Origin of the sequence: Thiocystis minor, from assembly GCF_016653465.1 — a bacterium.
In the GTDB taxonomy this organism is placed as follows: domain Bacteria; phylum Pseudomonadota; class Gammaproteobacteria; order Chromatiales; family Chromatiaceae; genus Chromatium; species Chromatium minus.
The window spans coordinates 33,891-58,788 of the sequence record NZ_NHSQ01000046.1 but is presented as its reverse complement, the minus strand read 5'-3'; the positions used below and the strand labels follow the sequence as shown (position 1 = coordinate 58,788).

Genomic DNA, 24,898 nt, shown 5'->3' with positions numbered 1-24,898 from the left:
AACAGTCTCTCGACCATTCGCCGCGCTCCGCCAGAGGCGCAACACTCGATACGGGTGGGTGGCTGACCCTTGCCCGACCGGGACTTGCACCCGGCAAGAAGCGCCAAGCTTCGCTTGGCGCACTAACGAATCGGTTAAGCGGCCCCGCTGGTACGGCGTTGCAGAATAAGCTCCGGCGCGTCTGCGGGGTCCGCTCTTGAACCGATTGTTAGGCATTATGGGTTTCGTGGCCAATTAGCTATTGCGCTAAAGATCAGCATCATCGCATGGCCACTCTACCCCTCCTACCTTGCTACCGCGCTACTTTTACTCGACAGAAATAATCACCCTCTCTCGGCCAGCAGAGCTAGCCATGACCATACCTCGCGCCTCACTTGCGGATGTTGCTTTGACAATTGTCGATGCTTGACTTGATAACGAGTTCCCAATCTTGTCTTTGTAAATAACTCTGAAATTTTTCTTCATCGATGCTCCCCGTAGATCGTCTTTAGATATCGGATAAATCCGCTTGGAGCGGTAGAGCACCAGCGGGCATCTTTCCTACCGCGCGGCGCATGGTGTCGTTTCGTTGAAGCATAAACTTGCCCTTTTGATCCATGTAACGACATTTGTCATGCGTCGCTTCCGGGCAACCGCCGCACAGGGAAATGATCTGTGAGCAACCGTCCGGGCGGCGAAACCGACGCGCCGTTGACGCATGGCGATAGTCCTCCGTTCCGTCCACAAAGTACGTGACCGCGATCACAAAATCGGCCCTCCAATGCCGACCCTGCACACCCTTTGCGCGATCTCCACTCCCGGAATCCAGAAACCAGCGGCGAGAGTCTGACAATTTGGTTTAGTGCTCAGACCAGCTTTGTGAGCCGAGACGATAGGAGCGCAGTTGACGCAGCAACTCGGGACGGTCGCGCAAGGTCCGGGTGAGGCGATCATCCAAGGTCTCGGATTCCCGTTCATCCGACAGCGCAAGCCCCCGACGGTCCAGCCATTCGGACCAAGACGCGAGGAAGCCCGCCAACCAAGACCGTTGGGCCTGCCTGTCGTTGAGGGGGGGCAACGACGCGGGATCCTCGGTCACGCCCTCGAACACGGCGGAACCGGCCTCGAACCAATCGACCGTTCCGTTCAGGCGAGTCTCCAGAAGTGATTCTGACATGCTCGAAACTCCGTGGTTTGGTGGAAACGCCGTCAAACTCCTAATGACAAGGGATCGTGACAGTTCAAGGGTAACATGCACCTATCGGCTGACCGGCAGGGCCGAGCCGGGCGCTCACCTGTGGCCCCAGTTCGCCGCGAATGAGCAATCAACGCTGGCTGGAAGCCAATCCGACCAGACGAGCGATGACGATGGCCGGAAACAGGACGCCGAGAGTGGATAAAAAAGTCGCCAGCATCCTCGCGGCCGTGTTGACCGCATAAATGTCTCCGAAGCCCACGGTCGTGAGCGAAGTCAGGCTGAAATAAATGAAGTGAACATAGTCATCGTCCGTCCCATTCAGCACGACATGACCGCCGATGGAAGCACCGGTCACGGCATGAATGACTTCCAGAGTCAGCGCTCCCATGAGTGCCAACAAGAGGTAAACATTTACCGCTCCGACAATCCGGTAGGCGTTCACGCTCTGGTCTCGGAACAGCAGCCTGAGATTGATGAAGATAAAGACCAACGTGTTGGCGATGCCGATGACATTCTCAAAGATAAAGAATGAATAAGGGTTCTCTCCGAAGCGAATGATTCGCAAAGCCAGGTGAACGCTGAACAAAAGTGCGGAGAGGGAGATGAGCCCCACACTGCGCGTCGAGAAGATCCCTGAAAGAAATACGCTGAGCAAAAGGACATTGAACAGCAGCACTCCGTGACCACTGAGTTCCATGATGACCGGGAGTACGAAGACGGCGGCAAGGAGCATGATCAGCAAGGTGACGAAACTGGCATCAGCCAGCCAGTAAGACTGGAACTTTCGGATCAGATTTCGCATTGAGCAATCAAGTTGAATGCAGAGGATGGTGTACTCAACCGGCGCCGTCGACACGGCCATGGCGGTTATCATTGGCACCAGCACGGTTCGCCACGATGAACGGTTGACCCCAAGTGGTCCTCAGCTTTCGATTGAGCACTCGTGCGACGACGTCCGAGGGGCCGGCGCGCGCGAAGGGCGCAATACAGCGCGCGCTTCGCGGGGGTCAGGCAGCGCTTCGACAGCGAAGCAGACTGTGATCATGGCGAGGCCAGGGGCAGTCTGCTGCTCGTGCTCACTTCTTCACCGCATAACGAATCGGTCAAGCGGCCACGCTGGCACGGCGTTGCAGAATCAGTGCCGCGCCGTTTGCGGGGTTCGCCCTTGAGCGGCCCGTTAGGCGATGCTTGCGTGATGGCAAGACTTGCGCCCGATCGATGATGGGGTACACCCGGAAAACCCTGCGGCCCTGGTCCGGTCGGCTCGCCTTTCGACCGTTGCACCCCGCCCAGTCCGGGTTCTGGACACCCTGCCGTATTGACCGTCAGGGCGGCTATCGCCGCGAGAATTGATCGACAAGGGCTTGTTTCGAGACAGTCGACGACCGGGCTGGTTGGCCTGGTCATCAAGGCACTATCGGCGGGCGGTAATCGATGCTGCGCCAAGCGCCCCCGAAATAAACGTCCGCCAAGCGCCGCCCATGAATCGAGCATAGCACACGGCTTATAGCTTTCGAGAAGACCGTGATCGGCAGCGCCGACGCTCAAGGCCGCTGGGCTTTACCGAAAAGGGAAGAGCCAGGCTGGGGACTCCCTACAGCTCCCCATTTAACCACCCACGCGCCTCGCGGACGAGGTGACGGCCGGGAGATTCACCGTGTCAGACCTAGCCGAATCGAAGATAGCACAGACGGTTAACAAGGCCGGCCGCCATCCATCGCGGCTGAATTGACGCGCGGGGTGATACGGTCATCGCCCCTGGATGATAGAGCGACCCGAGCCATCATTCGGTACATGCGTCCCCGGAATCAGATCGTAGACTTTCCCATTCTTGATGATGACCGCTGGAGCACCGTCATCCGGCGCGGACGTTCCAGGAATCAAGGGACGAATGATCTTGTCGCGGCGGTCTTGGTCGCGGTCTTTCGGTTCACGCGCCCCGACCGGCAGCGCCAGCAGCGACGCGACGATCAGCATGACCCAGCGTGTCATCGCGCATCTCCGGCGGTCTGCGTCGCTCCGTCAAGCCGTCGTGCGGCTGACGGCCTGAAGCGATTGTTGTGAAGGAACATGCCCAGCGCCACCAGCAGTGTGCCGATGGCGCGCAGGCTTCGATGAATCGACCAAGTCGATCGGAAAAGCCGCCTGGTCAGGACGTCCGACTCATTTCCACGGTCATCCGCCCTCGATCTCCCCATGCTCGAAGAAGGTGCGGCAGCGTGGGCAGAGATAAAGCACCGGCGCGCCGTGATGCGGGGTCTTGAGCACCCGCGAGGCTCCGCCGCAGCGCGGGCAGGCATGGATGAGTCGGTGCAGCCAGTAGGCCAGCGCGAGAAAAGGGATCACGATCCAGAAGAGCCGCTCATGCAGCCCGGACGCGGCCAGCAGCGGGATGCCGGGGAAGGTGCCGAGCAGCACCACCGCCAGCCAGAGCCGGAAACGTCGGCGGGCGCTGGGGGGAAAGGGCCGCTCGCGATAGGCGATCCCGCCACCGTGCGCCACGGTCCCATCCTCCGAGAACTGGAAACCAGCGTAAGCGTAGCCCTGGCGGCGGTCGGTCAATGGCATCGCGGAAAGCTCCTGAGCGTTGCTCGCTTCACTCATCGGCGGCGAGCGGCCAATCGTCCGGTTCGACATAGGTCCAGGAATCGGGATCGAATGGTAACGTCCAGGTCTTGGGCGCGATCGGTCGCCCCTCGATCTGTCCAGTGAGCGTGATCAGCAAGGGAAAGACCTTGGCATCAAGTTGGAGGCTGTCGATATCGAGTTTGGTTTCAAGAGCGGTTGACGGGCAGTGGTCTTCCTCGACACAAGCACCCGCATCATCAAATCCGGCCTTGATGCCGCCCAGATCGCGAATCCGCTTTCCATAGGGCGCGAGAATCATATAGACGCTTTCCGTGCGTCCTTGCCCGGTATAGCCAAGGGTGTTGAGCCAACCCCAATAATCCGCTGGTCCCAGCTTCACGAGCGTCCAGTCGGTTGGAGCCGTCCCCCAGGATCCCATCGGCATGCGTGGATCCCCGGCTAAGATACTGATTTCGTTCGGTCCGATTCCGATCGCCAGTGCACCGATCATCCCGGTACTGACATGTGTGTCTTCCGGTTTTCCCTCGCTGTCAAAGCATCCGCCGGCCAGCAAGACATAAAGACGCTGACCGCTGGCCGTTTCGATGCGATCCTGACGATCGATTTTCAGACAGCAAAACCCACCGGGCGTCTCCGAGCGGGCACGCCAGCAGGCGTTTTGCTGGTCGTAGCCGTCATAGATGCGCGACAGGATCGAATCGACGGCGGGATCGGCGCTAACCATGCTGGTTGCCACGATGAGGGCACCGAGTAACGCACCGGCGAAAGGTCGCGGTGGTTGTCTGCGATCATTCATGCTCTTTCCTCCTCTTGTCTCCTGTTTCGGATGCTAGCGCATTTGCTGAACCCAAAGCGCCAGCGCCGCAATCCCCAGGGTCACGAGGGTGACCGGGATGCCGACGCGGGCATGGGTGCGCCAATCCAGGCGGATGCCGTGCTGCGCGGCGGCCTGCGCCACGATGAGGTTGGCGATGCTGCCGATCAGCAACAGATTCCCCGCCAGGGTGCTGGAGAGCGCCAACAGCGGACCGCTGAGCGGATGCGTCGCCACCGGCAACAGCAGCATGACCGCCGGGACATTGGAGACCAGGTTACTGAGCAGCACACTGGCGGCAAAGAGCGGGAGAGGTGCCTGCAGGTCCAGCCCGGCCTGTGCCAAGTCACTGACCACCCGCGCCGGCAGTCCTGTCTGCTGAAGCGCATGATTGACGATGAACAGGCCGACGAACAGGATCAACAGTTGCCAATCGACCAAGCCCAGCATGTGACGAGAGTGTAGCCGACGGCTCGTCAGCAGCAGCCCGGCCCCGGCGAGCGCCAGCAGATCCCGTGGCCAGGGTGCCCAGAGAAACGCGGCGAAGAGGACGCCGGCGACCGTCAGCCCCTTGAACGTCTGCCAGCGGTCGAAGGCAATCCCCCGATCTTCGATGCGCTGGCATTCGCGCGGTTCGCTCGGCCCGGCGTCGCGCTGCCACTGTCCGCGACCGCTCCAGCCGATGATGCCCCAGATTGCCATTAGCCCCAGAATCACCGGGAGCGCGGCCGTGGCCAGATAGTCGGCGAATCCCAACCGGAGCGTCTCGCCGATCAGCATGTTTTGCGGATTGCCGATGAGGGTCGCCGCCGAACCGAGATTGGCGGCGCAGGCGAGCGCCAGCAGAAAGGGAATCGGATCGAGACGGCGCCGCAGGCACACCTGGGCGAGCACCGGCGCGATGGCCAGACACACGATGTCGTTGCTGAAGATCGCCGACAGGAGGGCGGCGACCGCGATCACGGCCCCCAGGAGTGCCGGCGGCGACAGCGCCGGACGGTCCAGGCGCCTGATCGTCCAGTCGTAGAAACCGCTCAGGCGCAGTTGTGCCGAGATCACCATGAAGGCAAACAGGAGGGCGAACGTCGGCAGATGCACCGCCTGCCACACCTGATCGAGCGGAACCGCCTCGGTGGCCACGAGGGCGATGGCCCCGAGCAGCACCACGCCGGTGCGGTCGAGTTGGAGCCAGGGCAGCCCCCCGAGCAGCATCCCCAGGTAGACCAGCACGAAGACGATGACGATGAAGGGCGTCAAGGAATTCTCCATGCCTATCCGGTTGTCTCCCAAGCCAAGTTTCTGGCGGATGGCCAAACTCGATACGTGTTTCGGACCGCCGTGCAGGGCGGGAACTTACATTAATGCAAGGCGTTGCGAGGCGGGGTAACACATCTCCGTGTTTGGCACGAGTGGCGCTACCCAAGATCGACCATCTTGGGAGCTAAGCGGATAGGCATGGTTGCATCTATCTCAGCATACGGACATGCTTGCGCGACTTCATGTGTACACATCAACAATACCTGTCTCTGGCTGCCGTAATTGGGTCAGCAGGCGCAAAGCCGCTATCCCGCATCGTGCGACCTGGACCGAAAATAACTTGAATTGGCACATATTTCAGCCCGGGTGATGAAAACCGCGGCTGAGATTGTGGAGCTTGAACTGACCCTCACCCACCGTCTCCCGGCAGATCTCAACCAGATGAGCGTGATGCGTAAACAGGAATATCTGAGTCCGCCGGGCGAGATCCGCGAGCTGCGGAAGGATCGCCCTGGCTCGTTCATTATCGAAAGTAATCAGTAAGTCATCCAGAATGAGCGGCATCGGCTCATAGTCCTCCAGATAACGATCCATCGCGGCGAGACGAAGAGCGAGGTAGAGCTGATCGCGGGATCCATCGCTCATTCCTTCCACCGGCACGGTGGCTCCGCCCACCCGGCGGCCAACCATCACCGGGACATCCTCGTTGTTGAATGTCGCCGCGAGACCGTCAAAGGCGCCTTGAGTCATCTGCTTGAACGCCTGCCCGGATTTTTCCAGTAGTGGCCCCTGGTTTTCCTCCCGAAACCGTTCGATTTGATTTCGCAGGAAATGGGCCGCTAACCGCAGACGGATGAATCGGGCCGCGTCCTGCTTCAACGTCGCCGCCACGGATTCCGCCTGCTGGCGAAAATCGGCAGCCGCGTCCCCGGCCTTTTCCAGTGCGTTCTTTGCCTGATTCAACGTGGTCAACTTGGCCTGCAGTTCCTGCATGAGCCGGGTATTATCGGTCTTTCGGCCTGCCAGACTGACCTTGCGTTGCGGCAAGTCATCCGCGTTCTCGGCTTGAACCAGCGCGATAAACTCATCTACCCCCTGGCCTCTAGCGAGCGCGCTGAGCGTTTCTCTCAGGCCATCGATCCGGTCTTGTATGGCCTTGCGCTTCTCCAGGTTGGCGAGCAGCGGCTCCAGTTCTTCCGGCATCTCCAAGTTGGACAATCGCATCAATTCTGCCTGGTCTTGTAACGTCTGTGCCTCCGTCTGTCTCGCGGTCGTCAGCTCAGCGTTCGCGCTTGACATCTGAATCATAAGTTGATCATGCTCTGCCTGCGCTTTCCGAGCCTGCGAAAGCGCCTTCCACAGACCTGCCTCCTGCCCTTCCGTCAGGTCCGCTTCAATCTCCAGCGTGATCGCCTTTTCAGCAACACTACGTTCATACTGACTGATCGCGACTGCGGTGGTCCCGGCTTCGTCGGACAGTTTGCGCCAAGTGTCAAATTTCGCGAGGAGATCCTTCCGTTCCTGAAGCAATCTCAGACCTGATTCCGGCGTCGTGTCTTCCGTCAGGTCCACGGTCCGACAGCACGACTTCCAGTTTGCCTTTGCCGTTGCGACCGCGCCAAGCAGCTCGACAGACTTTCGATCCAGTCCCGCCAGGGTCTTTTTCTGATGTTCGAGGCGCTTACCGATGGCGTTGCGCTGCCCTGTCGATACTTCCCCTTTCTGAACACGGTCTACGGCCTCCTTGAACAGCACGGAAAACGATTTGTTGGGAGACGCCATCAAAGCGGTCGCCAGCGTGTCTCTGGCGGCCTGAACCTTGGTCTTCCTGGCACGGCAAGCGGCCTCGGCGTCTCTCAGCCTGGTGACCGTCTCTCTGAAGCGAATCCAGTGTTCACGCCAGTCGTCCATCTCGTCGGGCGAACGGGGGGTGATACCGCTTAGCGCCCATTCCGCCTCCCACGCCGCCTGGCATGTCGCGACCGCATCCCAGTGAGAAGCGAGCGCCTCGTTCACCTCGATGATCGTTTTCTGGCTGCTTCGGATCTGGAGACGCTTTTCTTCAGCCTGAGCAACGGCTTCGGCATCCCGTCGCAATTGATCGGCGATGGTGTCCGCCTTGAGGATCGCTTGCGGGAAGGCGTCCTCCAGCGGCACATCAGGGTCGAACGGTTCCTTCGCTCCGTCCCCCTTCCATTCCGCAAGGACCAATTGCCAACCGTGGTCGCGATGCTCCCTGGCGCGCCCGAGGGACTCATCGGATGGCAACGCGCCGCGCCGCTCAAGACGGCGCAATTCGTCCTCCAATTCCTTGATCTTTCGCTCCTCGTCTCGGGCAAGCCTGTCGGCCTGATCGATGTCGCGCTCCAGGCGGTCAAACTGTTCACGGAATTTACGAATGGTGGCGGGTGCGGGAACGGCGAGACATGTGGCGGCGTCCGGATCCTCGGGGACACCCGGCACCAGCGCCTGTTCGGTGGCAACCATGCGGATCAGGTTCTCGACCTCCGCCTGGCTTGCGGCCAGCGTCTTATTGGCTTCCGTCGCTTCTGCAGCCTCCGCGAGAGCCTCTCGCAGCGGCGTCAGGTCGGTTTCCGGGAGCAGGGTCAACTCGGTCTTATCATTCTCAATCTCTGTCTGTAACGCTTCGACCGTGGCCGCATTCTCGGAATGCTGTTTCATCGCGCCCCGTAGGGCATTTACGGCCTCCTCGCAACTCAGCTGCACGGCACGGCTCAGGCGTAAGGTTTCCAGGGCTGGCAGTTCACCCGAGATGTCCAGGTTTTTCATTCCCACTCGCAAGACCAGTTCGATGCCTGCTAGTTCTTCTTTCAGCCTTGCAAGCCTTTTCTTCTGCTCGCGATACACCCCCAGTTCCTGATGCAGGAAGTCCAGCGCCTCCGACTCAGCCAGGACACTCGGGGAGTTGGCACAGCCAGCCAGTTGGGCTTCGAGCTGACTGATCTGGGTGGTCAGCGTCTTGACATGATCGCTGGAGCTGGCGACGGCGCGGCGAACCAAGCGCGCCCGTTCAACAAAATCACTGGCGACATTCGGCATTGGGGGAAGCTCGCCGAGCGATCGTCTGTCGTCGCTCAAACGTCCGACGCTTGGCAAGGCATCCTCACAGCGTTCAACCCAGGCAAGCTCGCGCGCGATTGCGTTAATCTCGTCCTCCAGCGTCTGTTGGACTGCTACCTGTTGCGTCAGATCCTTTTCCAGCTGATCCCATGTCTCGGCGTTAACCGTAGCCTCGCGGCTTTGCTTCACAAAATCCTTATGTTGGTGCACTGCCGGTCTGATCGACACGCTGGCTTTCTTGCCTTTGAAGAGCCGCTCGGATTCTTCAACCAGGACATCCAGAACACGCTGGATCGGCGTTCCTCCGAGGCTTGCAGAAAAGAGTGCGGTACCGATTTCGCCCTCTCCCTTGAGCAATTGCATAGCACCTTCGCGAAGTTCCCGGCTGCCCAAACCAAACATCGCTGAAAAATGGGCCTGATCAACACCTCCCAGGAACGGCTGAAGGGCATTGTCCGGCAGGGGATTTCCATCCCGGTCCAAAAGGGTGTTTTTGTTGCCCTTGCGACGCTGAAACACCATTTGTTCACCCGCCCGGTTTTCAATCTCGCCCAGAACCAGCAGCTGCTTGTAGTCGTGCAGAAAGTTGTCAGGGGATTGGACGTGAATGCCGAACAACAGATCGCGGATGGTTCTCAGCAGGGAGCTCTTGCCGGCTTCGTTTTCCCCATAGATCAGATGCAGATCGCGCCCCTCCGAGGGAAACGAAAGATCCAGGTTGGTAAAGGGGCCAAACGCGGAAATGTGCAGTCGCTGGAATCTCATGCGGGCGTTCCTCCTTCCGTTTGGAGCGAATCTAAAATGATCGCTCGGACATCCGCCATCAGCGCGGCGCGCTGGTCCATCTCCCATTCCCTTTCCACCTCGGCCCGCACGTCCACCGGCAGCACATTGAGCATCTCGACGATGTCGTCCGGCAAGTCATCCGGGCTGTGGGTCGCCTGCTCCAGCGTTTCCAGCACAATCTTGGTCAGGGCGTCGCGCTCCGCCAGCTGGCCAAGGTCATACACCGGTGATGTTGCGACTTTGATCTGCTCGACCCAGACCGTGGACTCGCCAAAGTCCTGTGCGATCCCCAGAATCTCGGCCCTCCAGCGCTGGGCCTCGCGGTGCAGGCTGCCGTGCAGCGGGCTTGCCCCGGTCAAGGTGATCCGGGCGGCCAACAAGCGGTCCTCGGCCATCGTCGCGGCCTCGGCAATGGCCTCGTGAATGCGCTGAGTCACTGTGGTTTCCTTCTCCACCTGGTCCAACGCCACCCGCACATCCTGCCAGCGCACCACATCCAGCGTGCGCCGTTCCAAGGTTTCGACGTCGAGGGTTTCATTCACACTGACCAGGCAACAGCCGCGCGGCCCGGTTTCGCGGGCATGCCGTCCCTGGCAGTTGCCAGCAAAGACAATCCACGGGTCTCGGCTAATCACCTCTGGTTGATGAACATGCCCCAGCGCCCAGTAGCCGTAGCCCTTGCTGCGCAGGTCTTGCTCGGAACAGGGCGCGTAGGTCGCGTGGCCGGGGCGCCCCGTCAAACTGGTGTGCAGCAGGCCCAGATTGAACTTGCCCGGTATGGCGGACGGATAGTCCAGGGCCAGATTCTCGGGGACGGCGCGCTTGGGAAATCCACGTCCATGAATGACCGCTGGCAGCCCGGGCACCTCGAACGATTCCGTGGTGCGCGTGGAAAACACCCGCACGTTGTCGGGAAGGCTAAGCTTCTTCGAGATGACCGAAGCTGCATCATGGTTCCCAGCAATCAGGTAGACCGGAATGCCACTGGCATTGAGCCGGGCCATCTGGCCCCGAAAGAACAAACCCGTGCTGTAGTCTTTCCAATCGCCATCGTAGAGGTCGCCGGCAATGACTACGAAATCAACCCGTTCGTCGATCGCGAGCTGAACCAGATTCTCGAAGGCCCTCCGGGTCGCACCGCGCAGCACCTCCAGCGGCGCGCCATCATGCGCTTGCAGGCCCTGGAGTGGGCTGTCCAAATGAAGATCGGCGGCATGGATGAAGCGAAACATGGGCGCGTGAACCTCAGGCGTTGATTTAGGCGGCCTTCTTTTTAGCCAGGCAGAGATGCGCGTCGTTCAGCCGGTATTTGGCCAACGTCTCTCTCCTGATGGCAAATGTCCTTCACTGAAATGATGCGTCATCGGTCGTGGACTCCAACAGCGGACAGACCGGAACGCTGAGCCAGCGTCACCCAAAGGATCAGACTGAACATTCGATGGCCAGATTCTTGAGATCGAGAACCGCGCCTGCCCTCACATGGTCATGCTATGGACGTAATGAAACGTCGTCGTGAAATTAGCCGCCTCCTTTCGAGCGACTCCCTGCATTGGTGTGGCGGTTACATCGCTCTCCGCTCCTAGCGCTTCCCGTTTTCTCTCCCTTCTCCCGCTATAACAATCCGAAAGTCATCCCTGCTCTTCTTGCGTTCCAATTCATTTGAGCGGCCAGCGGTTTCGGCTATCCGATCTCATCGAGGGACGTTAAACTCGTGACCTTCTTGTGTGCCGGAACAAATCGGAATGACGCGATCCGAACTCATCCAACACCTCGCCAGCGATCAGGAGCACTTGGCGGAAACCGATGTGAAAGCCGCCGTGAAGGCACTCCTAGATCAGATGCGCGAGGCATTAGCCACCGGCGAGCGGATCGAAATCCGGGGCTTTGGAAGTTTCTCACTACATTATCGGCCGCCCCGTTTAGCCCGCAATCCCAAAACCGGGGAAACCATCATGACATCCGGAAAGTATGCCCCGCACTTTAAGCCCGGCAAGGAACTACGGGAGCGCGTGAATGATGTGAGAGCATCTCAATCCAGATGATTTTCCGTCGCGTATCGTCTATATTATCATTCCTTTCTTCTATTTGAGATTTACTTAATGACGACACTCGACGAACTGCTTGCGCAACAGAAAACACTAGAACAGCAGATCGAGCAATTACGTGCGAGCGAACGTAAGAATGTCCTCAAAGAGATCCGCGCACTCGTTGATAAGTATGAACTCACGGCGGACGATCTTTTCTCAGCCAAAAAGAAACGTGGTCAACGTCAAGCCGCAGAGAAGTCTGCTCTGATGTATCGAGACCCAGAAACGGGCAAAACCTGGAATGGTCATGGCCGTGCGCCGGGCTGGATCAAAGGCAAAAACTACGACGATTTTCGGATTTAGGGTCTGATTCGGGTGACCTGTTCCCTCATCTTCCTCAACCGATGCCATTTTCACGCGGATTGATGGATCGCCTGGGACGGTTTCGGTTCTTCCCATGGTTTGGATCGATTACGCTTCATGAACCGCTGGATCCATCCGGAGAAGGGGCGTTATTACCAAGCGGAGCTGGTGCAGGATCTGTTCGACGACTGGACCCTGATCCTGGTCTGGGGCGGCTTGGGTTCGCGGCGGGGACGGATGCGCGTCGTTTATGTCCCATCCTATGCCGCGGGGTTGGAGCGCCTCGATGCTATTCAGAAGCGACGGCGGCAACGTGGCTACCAGGAGTCGTCCAGCGAAGGAACGAGGCCGGATCCTGTCGTCCCGAGGACGCCCGTTGGCGGCATTTCCAATGGGTGACTCTTCATGCGGTCGACGGCGGGGCGAGGCGGGAATGTCCGCTCAACGCGCATGCCCGATGCTCCCGCTCGACGTTGCCGACACCACGCCAAATAACCTGGATTCCGCGCGGATCTAAGCCATCCTTCTGAGTTCAGTGACGCTTAAACGCGGGGAGCGGTCAAAGAGGGTGCGGCGTTTAGTGCCGGGAGACCAATGCATAGCGGACACACGGGATCTGGCTTACCCTAGTTCGACGATGCGAGCGGATGCCTCGAGTTAATTAAACTGTCACCGCAATCCCCCGCAATTCCGCAGGCGCCCTCGTCGTGCCGCGTCCCAGGGCATCAGCGCTGGCCGTTAGATGCTTTCGGAACCTGTTTGAAACGCATAAGGAGCGATGAACTATAGGAGCATTCTGCCGATAAGTTCCGCATTTTCCTATAGAAAAATTCTGCAAAATGCACTGATAACGACAATCAGGTAAGCTCGGAAACCCCTTAAAGGATGAAGGACAAAGATGTCAAGACATACGCGCAAAAATAATCCCCGTGAAGGGCAGCCGGCTGTGGTGACTGCGGAGCCTCATGCAATCGTGCACCCGGGGAGAGAAGAGCCGAAGGGTTGGTTGGTTGCCACGGAGGAGAAGGGGGTCTGCGTCCTGTTCGCCCCCGCTGACAGCAAGACGGATATTTCCTTCGGCGAATTATACGACTTTACACTGATGCCTTCAGACGCTCTGGATGCTCTCGGTAAAGCGATCGAATTCCCCCCGACGTCCCAGCAAAGTCAGGCGTCCCTCGGGCAAACCGTCGGGCAGTCTGCATCTACCGCCAACTTGGTTGCCCAAGTCGCTCAAGCGGCATACCAGGCTCATGGCTTAGTGCGACTTTCGCCAGAGACGCTCGCACTATTAGACGGTGGCGCAAAGACGCTTCAAAGCGCTGGCTGGAACATTGGAGCGCTATCAGGATCCGGTGGACAATTCGTCGGAACCCTTCAATGGCTACCTGCCGGCGCTGCCACACCCTTAGCGGTTGCTGCAAGCGCAGGAGTCGCGTTGACTCTGATGGCGCTGCAATGGCAGTTAGGACGGATTGAGGGCCTGGCTGCAAAAGCTGTAGAGGTCTCGACAGAAATTCTTAACGAAATAGTTACAGATCAAAGGAGCGACGTAGCTTCGAGAGCGAAACGGCTACGCGACGCAATAATTGAAGCGAATCGCGCAGGAGAGGTATCCGACGCGGTATGGGAGGGCTTTAGCCCGGAAATGGAAAACCAACTCGACAGGTTACGCAGGGATGTCGAGCGCCGGGTAAAGATGAGAGTCGCTGATCTCAACGAGAAGAAATTATTAAAAGATCGACTCCAGTGGATGAACGAACACGGTGAATCCTTAGTTCAAGATCTAATTACTCTAATTGTAGCATTTCAAAGTCTTTACAGCTATTGGGCCTTGCGTGTTGCTCGCAACCTGAGAAGAAATAATTCTAATGCGTCTGAGGGAGCAGTTGCAGAAACAGTTAAGGATCACGCGAAACGTGATTTGGGTGCCATGCGTGAGACGCTGGAGCCAAGCTTAGAGTCACTCTGGCGGTATTTCTCACTGATCATGGAATGCCCTGGTTCACTCGGTCTGACTATTTGGGGGCGCAACAAAAAAAAGGAGATTACAAGAAACGCGGCTGTTCAACTCCGTCAGTTAATAGGAGAAGTGCAGGAGCGATTCGTAGGGCACATCTTTCCAGAGCCTAGCGAAATTCAGATTTTGCAAAATGTAGCTCCGTTGCGCTGGCTGCTAAAAACTGACGAGAAGATCATTTCCTGTATCGATTTTCAGTGTCTTTTGCCGCCAAAGCAATATATGTTCGTCGCTACGAGTCAGCGACTGCTTGTGTTGCAACCCTCGGTATTTATGAGCAACGGATCGGTTGATGAAGAGAGAGATAATACGAATATTAAGTACGAGTTCGCCAAAGTCGGTGATGACATTTACATGTACGTCTGCGCTCGGTCTGGAAAAAAGATTCACACTGTCGTTTTCAGAGAGAAAAACGATCTTCCTGAAGAAAGCGAAATCGCATCGCTTACGGCCATCTGATTAAAAAACAGCTAACCTGACATCCAGGCGGAAGTTATTACTGAAGCTATACCATTTCAGGTTCTTAGCTCGGCCGGCATGTCTGATTATCAAATACAGGACCTCTCCTCTTGACTCGACTTTGGCCATTTTCACTAACCAGCAAATCTTTTGGATCAGACGCTTACGAAGCCCCCCAAAGAGTAGCGAGGGTCCAATTTCCGCGTTTCGGTCTCCCGACCGCCTCTAATTTTCCGCCCTCATGATTTTATAGGCAGTTACCCGGCTGGGGTGCTGCAAAAAATGGCCAAAGTCGAGCTTAACCGGGAGTTATAGGAACGAGTTCCGGGGGGCGGTATATGTAGCTCGCGCACAGGGCGAGCGTCGGCTGTTCACTGGACTTCAGACGTCGACGGAGAAAGTGCCACTGCCCGCAACTGGGACGGAAGCGTCACTGAGCCCAGGAGGTTAGCTGGCAGCTCCCCGCGTCTTTCAGCCACCAGGTTTCGGTGAGTAGAAGATTCTGCCGACAGTCGGCGCATTTTCGTGTTCATCCCTGTGATGCCTTTTCTACCCTGAAGGCGGCGGCTTCCCATCCGTGATCCACGCCATCAAACCAATGGACCCCTGAAATCGTCCGAGATGAGATGGGCGAGTCACGGTGATTGGATCGGCGGGAAAAACCCTCGCCGCGAGACTGGTCTTCTTGTCTGACAGCCATGTTACTACTGCCCGACAGACGGTTTGCCATTCACCGCCCTGAACGCCTCGGTCGCGTTGACCAGCACCGGACGAATCCAGCCCAAGCGGCTTTCCGCCAGACCCTCGCCGTAGCGGATACGCCGTAAGTGACCGCGCCGCCAGTGGGGTCGCGGACTGCGATGGCTCTCGTCAGCATTGCCGGCGTCAGTTTCCGGCAAGGTCCGGGGACCGATCAGGATCCGATCATAGGCACTCGCCAAACGCTCGCGCCGTTTGGCCGTGAGCTTTCCGAACTTTTTCAGACGCCGCTCCAGGTCCGAGCGCTCGGGGATCTCCAGCCGTTCGGCCTCGGGGAGAGTCAGATAGAGCAGGATCTTTGCTAACTCGAAGATCACCGGTCGCGTCATCGCCACCTCATCTGGACTGAACGGCGTCAATCCAGGATGGCTGTACGCTTCCGGCGCGTTGTAGTAGCGGATATGGCGATCCAATACGGCGCTGAGGCTCTCGTCCTCATCCTGGATCAGCAGCAAGAGATCCTGGGACGCATCGTCGAGGGCGTGCGCTTTTCCCATGGGCGAGCCGATGATCATGATCTCGATCGCACGGATGGGCTTGGTCGTATCGAGACCGAGGGCGCGAACGCGATCGGATTGCCCCAAAATCTCATGATAGAACGGCGGCAAACGGTAGTCGCCGATGTAGACCCCTTCGCATTCATGCAGCCCGGTAAAACGGTTCGGCACCCGCAGCAGATTGGGACGGGCGAACTCCACGAAAGCCAACGGCGCGCTGCCGCGCAGCAAGCTGACGGGCAGGTCTTCGGCCAGATCGGTTTCCGCCAACATCGATTGCAGTGCCGGCGTGACCTGAAGGATCGGATCGCCATGCGCCCGTAGACGGGAGCGGGTCAGCGTCAGGATGAACGATCCCATGTCCTGCCCAGCCATCACGCCGAAATGTGCCATCGCCAGATCCAGCATCCCTGGACAATGATTGATGATCCATTCGGTCGAGGCGGTCGCGTCGGTCAGGTACGGGCGCAACGTGCCCATGATCCCGTAATGCTCGTAGAGTCCCGTGTCCGGCTGCGTTCCCGAGGCGGCATCGAAGCGCACAGGATGCGGCAAGGGCATGAGGCTGGGGTCGTTCAGGCGTTCCATGGGGATCTCAGCGGGCGTACTGCCAATCAGACGTAAAGCCCTGGTTGGTCGCCAGGGTCAGGAGTGGGCCAATATTCTGCGCATAGGCACGGGACAACTGTTCGAGGTCCAGCAGCGCCGCCGATGACGGAAGATGCAGGTCCGCGAGATAGTCCTCAGTCTGCTTGGCGAACTGGCCCGCCGTCAGGATCCGGCTGGCGATCAGCAAGCCCTGATGCTGCAAAGCCACGAAGCCTTGGAAATAGTGCTCGCTCGGGAGATGGTTCGACTTCGAGGAATTGACGCCGGGCGGGGCTGGGATCAGGTTCCATATCTGATTATGAGCGACGAAAGACCAGGGTAGATAGTGATCCAGGGCGAACCGTTCGACAGACAGCGGTTCCCCGGAATAGATACAGCGCAGTGCGGGGCCGTCCGGGTGCTGGAGGATCGTGCGCCAATACTTGGTTTGCCGCGTCAGCGCATCGCGCTTCACGGGCGGAAAAAGCTTGTTCGCCAGTCCGGGCGTCGTGGGGTTGCGCTTCTGCATGTAGCCAAGCCAGTGCCAAGCCGCCCAACCGTGAACGATGGCGTAATGCTCCTTCAAATAGGCGACCCAATCGGGATGCCAGAGGATGCCTGAGCAGTGCCGGTAGTCGTCGTTGTCGAAGCGATAGAGCGGGCGCGCGGTGGCGTAGTGGGCGTTGGCGATCGCTGGCATGGCCTTCTCGAAGATCGTCCAGGCAGCCTTGTCGACCCCGCGCAATTGCGGTTCAAGGAAGGGAATCAGCAGCCGGTAAGGCACGAAATCCATCAGCCTCCCCGAATCCTTGGGATCGCTGGCCTGCAACGCCGCGCGCAGGGCACGCCGGTCATTGGCAAAGAGATTCGCGTGCGTCAGGTAATCCAGGTCCAGCGCATCGAGCTTTTTCGCGATGGTGTCCTGAGCGCCGAACGACAGCTTGAAAAACGAATGCGCGAACCAAGCGGTCGCCAGCATCTCGATGGTGATCTCGGCATAGGGATAGGGCCGGGTCGCATCGAATCCGTGTCGCTTGAGCAAGTCGAGGATCGCCAGGAAGAACACGAATTTATAGGAATTGGTAACGTTCCGAAACAGCCCGGCGAGCGCCCCAATGTTCAGGCCACGCGCTTCCGGCAAGCTCATCGGGAGAATGGCGGTCACGACGCCGCAGTGGTCGATGCGTTGGCCAGCCGCCCTTTGATCTGGGTCTCGATGTCCCCCCAGACGCTCTGGATCGTGGCATTTTGGTCGGCTTCCCACGCCTCGAAATCGATCTGGTGGTGGAACTCGATCAGGGTGCGCCGGACGGGAACGCGCTCGTGCGGCAACGCCGCTTCCAGGATGCCAATGTTCGCCGCCGTGATCGCCGCCGCGTTCGCTTCAATCCACGACGCCGCATCGTGTTCAACCGAGGTGTCGACTTCCGGCGCTTTCTCGCGCAACGTCTCCAGGACGCTTTCCACAAACACGTCCATCATGAACCGGTGGAGCGCCTGTGGCAGATCGCCATCGAACTCTTCCAGCAGATCCGGGATGTCGGTCTCGGCGATGACCGGCTCGGCCAGGTGGCGAATGCGCTGTCCGTCGAGGAAGACCAGCGCGCGAAACGCATCCCGAATCTGGTCAGGATTGCGGGACAGCAGGAAACCTGGGAGATTGTCGGCGATGCGTTGTGCTTGCTGGTCATCCATCGTATTGGTCCGTTGAAAATTAACGCAAAGTTGAGTGCTAACTGGATGGTCTCGAATTCCCACTACGAAGACCACGCGCAGGCGTTTTTCTCGGAAACGGTCGGCGTCGATCTCGCGCCATTGTACGCGCGTTTCCTCGCCCATCTGCCCGCCTCCGCCCACATCCTAGATGCCGGTTGCGGCTCCGGGCGCGATGCCCGCGCCTTTCTCGCGCGTGGTTACGCCGTCACCGCCTTCGATGCATCTCCGACCCTGGCGGCCCTCGCCGCCGCGCATTGCGGGCTGCCGGTCCAGGTGAAGCACTTCCAGGACATCGACTGGCACGGAGAATTCGACGGCATCTGGGCCTGCGCCAGTCTGCTGCATGTGCCGCTGTTAGATCTGCCCGTGGTGCTGGAACGTTTGGCGGTGGCCCTCAAACCGAACGGTACGCTCTACGCCTCGTTCAAGTACGGACAGGGCGAGCGCGAGCACGGCGGGCGACGCTTCACCGATCTGAACGAGACGGGCCTGGCCGCGCTGCTGGCGGCGTCACCGGCATTCAGCGAGCGGGACACCTGGACGACGGCGGATCGTCGACCGGGGCGCGGAGATGAGCGATGGCTGAATACCCTGCTTCTTTGCCGGAAAGACTGAACCGCCACCGCACAATGCTTACCCCATCAGCGCCGCCGTCGCCAACGCCCTCTGGATCGCGCTGACATTCTCGCTGCCGCGCAATTCCTTGACGATCGGCGTGGGATCGCTGCCGACCCAAAGTTTCATCTCCGCGTCCAGGTCGAAATGCCCGGCGGTTTCGATGGAAAACCGGTTGATTGACTTGTAGGGAATCGACAGGTATTCGACTTTTTTGCCGGTCAGTCCTTGCTTGTCGATCAGGATCAACCGTTTGCTGGTGAAAACGAACTGATCGCGGATGAGTTGAAAGGCCAGCTCGACCGTTTCCGCGTCGGCCAGGATCGGTTCGAGTTGCTTGGTGATCTTGCCGAGATCGACGCTGGAGGCGTTGCCCAGCAATCCGCTTAAAAGGCCCATGGTCTCGCTCCCGTCGTGTGAGTTGGCGTGGGTTAAAATGCGTTCAATAGCCTACCGGCAGAGCTTGGCACACGGCATCCCGTCGCCATCCCCATCCAGCGACGACACCCCGCAATCGTTGAGATAATGCCTCGCCTCGGCGCAGTCGACCATCTGCTTGCAAGTACGTTTACTTCCGCAGCCCACTGTCGTTGATGGTGCCACGGCGGTCAGGGCCACGGCAGGCGTGGAACTCTGAGCGATCCCACCGCTGACCTGGATGCCCGGCAAGAACTCGATGCCTGTCCGCTTGACCAGTTCGTCATAGCTGATCGGCTTGCTCATCCTGGCATCGCGATTGTCGACCCAGAACGCCCAAGCCCGATTTTGCGCCTGATCGTAAACCAATTTGTAGAGGCTAGTCGGTACCCAGACCTTGCCGCTGCCAATCGTCGTGACTGGCTTCGAGAACACAGGCCCCGTGAAGACGAACACATCGCCTTCGGCCCTCATCGCGTATTTCCGCGTCGCCTGTTCCACGCTCTTTGCCCAGATGCCCCGGTTATTCTCGGGCGCCTGGGGCACCATGTTGGCCAGCGAAAAAGACTGCGCCATCGCGTTCGGATTCGGCATGTCGGCAGCGCTGGCTAAGTGGCCGCGGTCTCGTCCAGATCCCTGGTAATCGGCCAGCCGCGCCCGATGGGAGGACGGTAAGCGGGCTTCTTCGTAGAACCGATCCGTGCGCTCCTCGTCTGCCTCCGCAAGACGGACACGATTCAACCGCTCGACGACGTAAACCGCCGTCTTCGATTGGCCCGAGTGCAGGATGGCGAAGCTGTCCATGCAGAGGTCTCGCACCTGTCCAGCGCTCGTGCTGACGTTCGGCGGGGTGCGATTCGGAAACTGGTCGAGACAGGCGTCAAAGGCGGCATGTACGGGCAGGGAGAAAAATAGGACGGGCAGTGCGAACAGGCGGATAGATCTGAACATGCTTCGTGGATTCTTGGAGGAAAAGCCACGAAGGGTAAATCATTGGGGACGGAAAAGATGAGTCGCTCGTCTCGAATTGCCGTCTGCTTTCGGTTGTCTTTCCGGTTGGCTAGACTTGTCGTACTGCCCCGACACGTCAAAACAGCCAGCCTCGCGGAGTGATCGCATGCCGAAACTCGCCTACCTGATACCCAAACGCACACGCTTGATCTGGGATCCCATTCTGGAGCCGCTCGACCTGGAGACCGAACCCGGCACGGAAATCCCGCTTCTGGGCTACGTCGCCGCAGGCCGTCCGGTGGAAACGCCCGAGGACCATGAGACCGTCACGGTCCCAAGCCAGATGGTCACCAAAAACAGCTACGCGCTGCGCGTGCGCGGACATTCGATGATCGACGATCAGATCCAGGACGGCGACATCATCATCGTCGAGAAGCGCCAAACGGCCGAAAACGGCGAAACCGTGGTCGCCCTGATCAACGGCGAGCGCGTGACCCTCAAACGCTTCTATGTCGAGCCCAACGGCATCCGCCTGCAACCGGCCAACCCCGACATGGAACCGCTCTATCTGCGCCATGACGAAATCGAGATCCTGGGGATCGTCTCCGGGACGGTGCGGATGCACGGCTGAGGCGCAGTACCACTGATCGATTCCCTGGATGCACGACAAGCCCTTTGAGGACGAGGAAGCTGTTAATTCGGCTTAATCACGCCCCGAAGCTGCGCGGGCCGAATCATGGCGAGAAACAGGGTACCCGCCAGAGCCTGGCCAGTCAGGGGACCGACGATTCCGTCCGTGGTCAGGTGGAGTGCGCGCTGAAAGGCGATGACCGCCGCCTGGGTCTTGGGTCCGAAAATCCCATCGACCGCTAACGGCGGACTGACGATCTGGAGAAAATTGATCGAACTCTGCAGGTGTCTCACGGGTTGGCCGGACGAACCGGTTCTGAGCAGAAGACGCATGGATGGATCTCCTTCATGTTGCTGCGGCAGCATCCCGAGCTTCCGCGCAGGTGTTTATTTGAAATAGAGCAGCGGCTTGGTGGTGGTTAAACTTGCCTGAACGGTGACATCGAATGGCAATCTCGTGGTTCCCACGGAAACGCTGACAGAATAGCCGAGGCAGCGAAATGGCGGCAGGCTGAACAGCAACATCGCGCCGCCGCTCACCAAGCCGGGGCCAACGTCGCAGCCGACGCCCCAGGAGATGCCGCCGAAGTCAGACGGGGGACCAAAGATGAACGTGTACTGAGGGCCGGCGGAGACGCCGATGTTGCTCCAGAGCCCAAGCCCGCCGCTGTTGTAGACCCCGAGTTCTCCGTTCGTTGAGCCGTAGAGCCCACCACCGACGCTGATGCCAACCACCGCGAAAGCGGATGCGTTGAGTCCGAGAGCCAGTGTCGCGGCGGCTTTGGACGCTGGCGTTAGTCCCACCGGCACATGACTGGGCGGGATGATGTCCACCCTGGGCGGATGCTCGGACAGCTCGATCGGGGTGCGAAAGATCTCCGCCTGTGGATTGAACAGCTTCCATAATTCGAGGGCGCCGTCCAGCGCCTTTTTTTCCGTAGCGTCCAAACGACGCTTGGGTGGCGCTGGAGGCAGAAAATGCCCTCGGCCCTGGATGTCGATGTGATCGACATCGCGCAAGTCGATTCTGATCGTTTGCACGCTTTTTACTCCTATCTCGCTGACCCTGGGCAAGTCCGCTCGTTGCAGTGGTTCGGATCGAATAAAACCTCAACCCAAACCGAGTGTAGAACGACGGGCATTCGCTCTCCAGTCCCCACACCGTTTCACTCAGACAGGATCGCTTCCGGCAAGGCGGGAAAGCGCTGTTTCAACCGTGCGAAATAGCCCGGCTCACCGAGACATTCGGGATTATCCGGTTCGCTACAGGGGATTTCGACGACGTGCCATCGACCGTGCGTCTTCCGCAGCAGTGCGGAGATATCTTCAAAACGGTCACGTCCTTCGGGCGATTGGGGGAATGCGTGCAGCCAGGCCCAGCCAGAACAGACCTTGAGCGCGCCGACAACAAACACGATCTCGCGGTTGACCGCGTTCGCGCTGTGCTCGCGGAGTGCGTCCAGAATCGCCTGACGCTCGACCGAACCGGGCGGTGGCGTCGCAACGCACTCTGCGGCGGCTAGCACCGTCGAACCCAGCAGCAGGACGACAGCGGTCAAGGTTGGAAGGACCCAGTTCTTGATAGATGGCATCGTTTGGTTCCCCGCGAAAGTCCACAGGTTGGTCAGTGCGCTCTCAGCCAACGGTAGAGCGCGGCCCGATAGGCCAGATCGAAGCGCCCGTAGTAGTCCTCCTGTCCATTCGGATGGTCGCACCCGCTATATCCCCCAAAGAGGGTGCCCACCAGTTCACCGGACCCCAGGAAAAGCCCCGAGCCGCTGCCACCTCCCGCCGTCACGCCTTGCGACCAAGTCACCCGTAGAAAATGCTCCTCCATAGCGTCCGGGTCCGCGCCACAGTCCTCGACGGCAAGACAACTCAGCGACTCACTCAGCACGCCCACGGCGATGCGCTGCGGCTGCCCCTGCGGATGATGCGCCCCCGCCACGACCGTACCCACGGCTGGCGGTGCCGTCTGCCAGTCCGCGAAGACCACCCCCGCCGGCGGCGCGCGACGCAACCGCAGAAAACTGGTGTCGGTTGGCCTGGCGGTGTACAGCAGGTCCGTGCCTCCCGCGACCGCCTGAGCGTCAGCGACCGACCCGCCACACGCGAGAGATCGATACAGCCAATAGGTCTCCAGGCTGGAGGCCCGCGCCTGATCGGGCACGCAGTGATGCGCGGTCAGGAAATAAGGGATCTGGGTCGCGGGGTCCGCATCATCGAGCAGCGTGCCCGAGCAAATGCCGCTCCCCCCGTCGGGGCGGGTGTAGAGCAGAATCGCGGTCGCCCGGCTGGGCGGATCCCAGCCGGGATGGCACATGACGTCCTCGTGGCAGTCGTTCTCGGCGGTTGGGTCCGGGGCACCACCCGAGACGGGAAGGCGGAGGAAATGCGACAGCCGACTCAGGTCGAACCTGACGCCGCCCGGCTGGATGGCGGCTGGCAATTCGACTTCCGTGATGATCGATTCCCCTTCGATCAAGGGCGACCAGTACAGCGCCGCTGATTCGTTCGGGACGCCAGCGCTACGGTTTCGCCGCACACTGGCATTGACCATGGCCCCAGAGATGACCGCCACAGGCCCCGTCGCGGGGGCAATAAACCGCAGAATCGCCGCGTCGGGCAGACTCAAGAACCGCATCCCCAAGCGCACGCCGAGCGCGCCCGGTGACTCCACACGCCATGCGGTGACCTGCCGTCCGTCCGCGAGCATCCGCCAGGCTGGTTTGGCGCTGACGTTGGCCGGAGCGAGGGCCGGATGCGCGGGTATGGATCGACCAAAGCCGATCAGCCTGGGGCCAGTCTCAGACGCTTGAACCAGCCGTTGTGCCGCTTTCGCCGCGCGCAATGCGGGCAGTCGGACGGTCAGCGCCGCAGCCAGTGCCGGTAAGATACGGGTGGACGTCGTGGGTGCGACCGCTTCTGGCATCCACGCGCCGCCGATGGTCATCAAGAATGTCGCGTCGGTGTCCGCGACGGCCACGACAGTGAGGAACAGGATGCTCAGGGGACGGATCAAGAAAACGGAGGACGCTCGGGATAGAGATGGACCGCTAGCCACAGACAGCACGGCTCGCGTGATGTTTTCAAGACGCGGTGTGACGTCCGCGCGGGGATGAATCGGTAGTCGCCTGCCCGGAGCGTGACTTCCTCGCCTGCAATCCACAGCGTGGCTTCTCCTTGAAGTAAGCAGACCCATTCATCCTGCGTTTGATCGTATTGTCCGGAATCAGGGCTATCGCTGCTGACGATCCGTTCAATCTGGAGATTGCGACACCTCAGAAGATCCTCGAAGACCTCGCCCTCTACGACTTGAGGAAGGTCGGCAAACAGGTTACCAGCGATGCGCATAAACCCAACCATCGGATATCAACGTTAGCAGGTCATCGGGCGACCGGGTGTGCGAATGTCTCGTCCATGGGCGTTCAAGCGATCGCCTGAATCCCTTTCTTCTCGATGACGGTCAGGAGTCGAAGCGCTGGCCCACCGGGGCGCTTCACCCCGCGCTCCCAGTCTGAGACGAGATTCTTGCTCACGTTGAGGTAACGGGCAAAGACTGGCTGTGAAAGATGCTCACGCTCGCGTAGAGCGCGGATGGCCGCCGGCGAGAGGGGATCGACCGGCGTCAGACAAGTGTCGTCGAACGCGCGCAGGGTCTGCTTGTCGATGGCGCCCACCGCGTGGAGGGCTTCCATGGTTTCATGGATCGCGGCGAGCGCGTCGCTGCGGTACGAGTTAGCCATCGTCATCAACCTCCGAAAATTGCCCGTTCTGGATCAGTGCCGCGAGTTGTTCGTCTGTCAGATCCAGGACATGCCGCGCCGCCGCCTTGAAGGTGGCCGCTTCCTCGTCACTGATGCTGGCCTGCTCGCTCTTGGCGAATCCGTAGACGAAGAAGGCGCGATGCGTCTGGCGGTACAAGATTAGGGTCCGATAGCCCCCTGATCGCCCTTGTCCGGGGCGCGCCACACGCTGCTTGATGACTCCGCCACCAAGATCGGCATCGATCAAGCCTTGCTCGGCTCGCTGGATGGCCTCGCGAAGCGCCGCCTCTTGGATCTTCTGCTTGCGCGCGAAGCGCTCGAACCAAGCGTTCTTGAAGATCCTCACGCGCCCCGCTACTCCGCACTTTATGTCACACTAGGTATT

Annotated in this window: 26 protein-coding genes; 6 read left to right on the top strand and 20 right to left on the bottom strand. The window is 59.6% G+C overall.

The genetic code is table 11. The annotated features are described in order from the left end of the window. Positions 1-838: 838 nt before the first annotated feature. The 8 genes from CCR95_RS04580 to CCR95_RS04545 all read right to left on the bottom strand — a co-directional run bounded on the left by CCR95_RS04580 (position 839) and on the right by CCR95_RS04545 (position 10,936). Positions 839-1,156, bottom strand: a complete 318-nt coding sequence (locus CCR95_RS04580; RefSeq protein WP_201092266.1) for a histidine kinase — start codon at positions 1,154-1,156, stop codon at positions 839-841. Positions 1,157-1,304: 148 nt separating this feature from the next. Then, complete coding sequence (locus CCR95_RS04575) at positions 1,305-2,039, bottom strand: potassium channel family protein (RefSeq protein WP_201092264.1); 735 nt, start codon at positions 2,037-2,039, stop codon at positions 1,305-1,307. A gap of 887 nt (positions 2,040-2,926) precedes the next feature. After that, positions 2,927-3,169: a hypothetical protein gene (locus CCR95_RS04570; RefSeq protein ID WP_201092262.1), complete on the bottom strand. Its 243-nt coding sequence runs from the start codon at positions 3,167-3,169 to the stop codon at positions 2,927-2,929. A gap of 183 nt (positions 3,170-3,352) precedes the next feature. Beyond that, positions 3,353-3,745, bottom strand: coding sequence for a hypothetical protein (locus tag CCR95_RS04565; RefSeq protein WP_201092260.1), 393 nt, complete (start codon positions 3,743-3,745; stop codon positions 3,353-3,355). Positions 3,746-3,773: 28 nt separating this feature from the next. Next, complete coding sequence (locus tag CCR95_RS04560; protein ID WP_201092258.1) at positions 3,774-4,562, bottom strand: hypothetical protein; 789 nt, start codon at positions 4,560-4,562, stop codon at positions 3,774-3,776. Positions 4,563-4,595: 33 nt separating this feature from the next. After that, complete coding sequence (locus CCR95_RS04555) at positions 4,596-5,849, bottom strand: anion transporter (RefSeq protein ID WP_242523054.1); 1,254 nt, start codon at positions 5,847-5,849, stop codon at positions 4,596-4,598. Between the two features lie 345 nt (positions 5,850-6,194). Next, entirely contained in the window at positions 6,195-9,683 is a 3,489-nt protein-coding gene (locus CCR95_RS04550) for a YhaN family protein (RefSeq protein ID WP_201092256.1), read from the bottom strand. Continuing rightward, on the bottom strand, positions 9,680-10,936 hold the full coding sequence (locus CCR95_RS04545) for a metallophosphoesterase family protein (RefSeq protein WP_201092254.1): 1,257 nt from the start codon (positions 10,934-10,936) through the stop codon (positions 9,680-9,682). Before CCR95_RS04545 ends, CCR95_RS04550 begins: the two co-directional genes overlap by 4 nt. Before the next feature lie 510 nt (positions 10,937-11,446). Between CCR95_RS04545 and CCR95_RS04540 the strand changes: the two genes are divergently transcribed. From CCR95_RS04540 to CCR95_RS04525, 4 genes are all read left to right on the top strand, one after another. Continuing rightward, on the top strand, positions 11,447-11,746 hold the full coding sequence (locus CCR95_RS04540; protein ID WP_201092252.1) for an integration host factor subunit beta: 300 nt from the start codon (positions 11,447-11,449) through the stop codon (positions 11,744-11,746). Positions 11,747-11,803: 57 nt separating this feature from the next. Next, the gene (locus CCR95_RS04535) at positions 11,804-12,094 is read left to right on the top strand and encodes an H-NS histone family protein (protein WP_201092250.1); all 291 of its coding nucleotides are present in this window, start codon (positions 11,804-11,806) and stop codon (positions 12,092-12,094) included. A 117-nt stretch (positions 12,095-12,211) separates the two neighbouring features. Next, the gene (locus CCR95_RS04530; protein ID WP_201092248.1) at positions 12,212-12,493 is read left to right on the top strand and encodes a WGR domain-containing protein; all 282 of its coding nucleotides are present in this window, start codon (positions 12,212-12,214) and stop codon (positions 12,491-12,493) included. A gap of 499 nt (positions 12,494-12,992) precedes the next feature. Next, positions 12,993-14,573: a hypothetical protein gene (locus CCR95_RS04525; RefSeq protein WP_201092246.1), complete on the top strand. Its 1,581-nt coding sequence runs from the start codon at positions 12,993-12,995 to the stop codon at positions 14,571-14,573. A gap of 704 nt (positions 14,574-15,277) precedes the next feature. Here the strand turns inward: CCR95_RS04525 and CCR95_RS04520 are convergent. From CCR95_RS04520 to CCR95_RS04510, 3 genes are read right to left on the bottom strand one after another with little or no spacing between them, the layout of a single operon-like run. Continuing rightward, on the bottom strand, positions 15,278-16,417 hold the full coding sequence (locus CCR95_RS04520; RefSeq protein ID WP_201092245.1) for an AcrVA2 family anti-CRISPR protein: 1,140 nt from the start codon (positions 16,415-16,417) through the stop codon (positions 15,278-15,280). 7 nt (positions 16,418-16,424) lie between these two features. Then, positions 16,425-17,582: an HNH endonuclease domain-containing protein gene (locus CCR95_RS04515; protein WP_338115349.1), complete on the bottom strand. Its 1,158-nt coding sequence runs from the start codon at positions 17,580-17,582 to the stop codon at positions 16,425-16,427. Then, positions 17,579-18,112, bottom strand: coding sequence for a hypothetical protein (locus CCR95_RS04510; RefSeq protein ID WP_201092243.1), 534 nt, complete (start codon positions 18,110-18,112; stop codon positions 17,579-17,581). The genes CCR95_RS04515 and CCR95_RS04510 overlap by 4 nt, the downstream gene beginning before the upstream one ends. 45 nt (positions 18,113-18,157) lie before the next feature. Between CCR95_RS04510 and CCR95_RS04505 the strand changes: the two genes are divergently transcribed. Then, positions 18,158-18,748, top strand: coding sequence for a class I SAM-dependent methyltransferase (locus CCR95_RS04505; protein ID WP_201092241.1), 591 nt, complete (start codon positions 18,158-18,160; stop codon positions 18,746-18,748). An 18-nt stretch (positions 18,749-18,766) separates the two neighbouring features. Here CCR95_RS04505 and CCR95_RS04500 read toward each other — a convergent pair whose 3' ends face one another. After that, positions 18,767-19,147, bottom strand: coding sequence for a PH domain-containing protein (locus CCR95_RS04500; RefSeq protein WP_201092239.1), 381 nt, complete (start codon positions 19,145-19,147; stop codon positions 18,767-18,769). A 51-nt stretch (positions 19,148-19,198) separates the two neighbouring features. Next, positions 19,199-20,116 (bottom strand): DNA/RNA non-specific endonuclease, encoded by a 918-nt coding sequence (locus CCR95_RS04495; RefSeq protein ID WP_201092237.1) that lies wholly within the window; start codon positions 20,114-20,116, stop codon positions 19,199-19,201. Positions 20,117-20,282: 166 nt separating this feature from the next. Here CCR95_RS04495 and lexA point away from each other — a divergent pair, with 166 nt between their 5' ends. Continuing rightward, positions 20,283-20,747 (top strand): transcriptional repressor LexA, encoded by a 465-nt coding sequence (gene lexA, locus CCR95_RS04490; RefSeq protein WP_201092229.1) that lies wholly within the window; start codon positions 20,283-20,285, stop codon positions 20,745-20,747. A 62-nt stretch (positions 20,748-20,809) separates the two neighbouring features. Here the strand turns inward: lexA and CCR95_RS04485 are convergent, their stop codons facing one another. From CCR95_RS04485 to CCR95_RS04455, 7 genes are all read right to left on the bottom strand, one after another. Then, positions 20,810-21,079, bottom strand: a complete 270-nt coding sequence (locus tag CCR95_RS04485; protein WP_201092224.1) for a peptidoglycan-binding domain-containing protein — start codon at positions 21,077-21,079, stop codon at positions 20,810-20,812. A gap of 54 nt (positions 21,080-21,133) precedes the next feature. Next, the gene (locus CCR95_RS04480; protein ID WP_201092223.1) at positions 21,134-21,787 is read right to left on the bottom strand and encodes a hypothetical protein; all 654 of its coding nucleotides are present in this window, start codon (positions 21,785-21,787) and stop codon (positions 21,134-21,136) included. 125 nt (positions 21,788-21,912) lie between these two features. Continuing rightward, on the bottom strand, positions 21,913-22,338 hold the full coding sequence (locus tag CCR95_RS04475) for a hypothetical protein (protein ID WP_201092221.1): 426 nt from the start codon (positions 22,336-22,338) through the stop codon (positions 21,913-21,915). Between the two features lie 32 nt (positions 22,339-22,370). Next, positions 22,371-23,768, bottom strand: coding sequence for a trypsin-like peptidase domain-containing protein (locus CCR95_RS04470; protein ID WP_201092219.1), 1,398 nt, complete (start codon positions 23,766-23,768; stop codon positions 22,371-22,373). Beyond that, entirely contained in the window at positions 23,765-24,100 is a 336-nt protein-coding gene (locus CCR95_RS04465) for a cupin domain-containing protein (RefSeq protein ID WP_420825644.1), read from the bottom strand. Before CCR95_RS04465 ends, CCR95_RS04470 begins: the two co-directional genes overlap by 4 nt. A 74-nt stretch (positions 24,101-24,174) precedes the next feature. Beyond that, positions 24,175-24,492 carry a helix-turn-helix domain-containing protein gene (locus CCR95_RS04460; protein ID WP_201092217.1) on the bottom strand — a complete coding sequence of 106 codons (318 nt, stop codon included), beginning with the start codon at positions 24,490-24,492 and terminating at the stop codon, positions 24,175-24,177. Continuing rightward, a complete protein-coding gene (locus CCR95_RS04455; protein ID WP_201092216.1) occupies positions 24,485-24,859 on the bottom strand; it encodes a type II toxin-antitoxin system RelE/ParE family toxin in 375 nt (124 codons plus the stop codon). Before CCR95_RS04455 ends, CCR95_RS04460 begins: the two co-directional genes overlap by 8 nt. Positions 24,860-24,898: the final 39 nt, after the last annotated feature.